Source organism: Yersinia sp. 2542 StPb PI, from assembly GCF_048593855.1.
Lineage (GTDB): Bacteria > Pseudomonadota > Gammaproteobacteria > Enterobacterales > Enterobacteriaceae > Yersinia > Yersinia enterocolitica_E.
In genome coordinates, this window is sequence record NZ_JAZGQA010000409.1 from 1 (window position 1) to 1,200 (window position 1,200).

Here is a 1,200-nt window from a genome sequence, read left to right on the forward strand (position 1 = left end):
ATACCACCCTATCTCCTGATATATCCATTTGACCTCTAGAGTTTATTTCGCTGGAGTTGATAGCAACATTGCCCTGGCCAGCAATATTAACCTCCCCTCCAGAAACCTTGCTTTTATGAATCATATCATAATCAGCTATAACTCTATTTTCCTCAGCTCCGCCAAACCCCAACCCTTGTTGATAGTGTTTATTAATTATTTTTTCATGTTTTGTTTTCTGCGCACTAATATCGATATTATTCTTTGCTTGTATAGATAACTCTTTGTAAGCCTCTACTTCGGTTCCCGAGAGAATAATATCCCGACCTGATTTAATATTAATATCACCATCAGATAGTAATTGGGTTGTTTCTAGATCTGTATGTTTAGTATATGAATAATCATGACCACTTTTCAAATCTGTATCATATCCATCGTAGTCTATCTTATTCACAGAAATAATAGCTTCTTCTTTACCACTCATTTTTATATCTTTTGCTGATTTAAGCGTTAATTTTTCAAGCGCCTTAACCTTTATCGCATTTATCGACAGGTCACCTGAATCGGCCTCAAGTGAAATATTTTTTCCTTGCAAGTATGTGTTATAAACGTTCACTGTTGTTTCTGTTGCACCCCCTGTTCTTTTTTTGTCGTCATAATCAGTTACATTTCTCTTTTTTTCATAGTTAGTTGAATTAATTGCTACCGCCCCACCTTTAATGAACAAATCGCCGTAAGCATCGCGACTACTGACATTGGTAAGATTAATATCGCCATCCGCCTCTATTTTTATTTTTGGACTTGCTAACGTAACCCCTTCATAACCTACTGACTTATTACCAGCTATCATATTAACAGTTGATGCCTTTATATTCAGCTCACCAGAACTCACTAATTCCTCGGCAGCTACATTTAATTCTCCTGTAGAGTTTATGTTCAAAGAAGTTCCAGCCACTATATTTTTTGATAGGGTTAATTTTCTTTGGTTTTTATTATCAAAAATTTTAATTCGATTGGCACTCATGCCACCTAGTAAAACCCCATCAATTGCATATCCGTTGCTGTGGTGTTTAGCGTCGCCAATGATATCACCATTAATATCAACCGCATTCGACCCAAGAATGATACTAATATCATTTTCAGCAACCAAATCACTATCAATTTTTATTTCCGGGGTAATAAGGTATAAAGACTTAGCTATTTTATCTTTATCATTAATAT

The 1,200-nt window shown here is 35.2% G+C and carries 1 protein-coding gene; it reads right to left on the bottom strand.

The annotated features are described in order from the left end of the window. Positions 1 to 1,200: hemagglutinin repeat-containing protein (locus tag V1952_RS21970; protein ID WP_420075568.1), on the bottom strand; the 1,200-nt coding region annotated here is incomplete at both ends.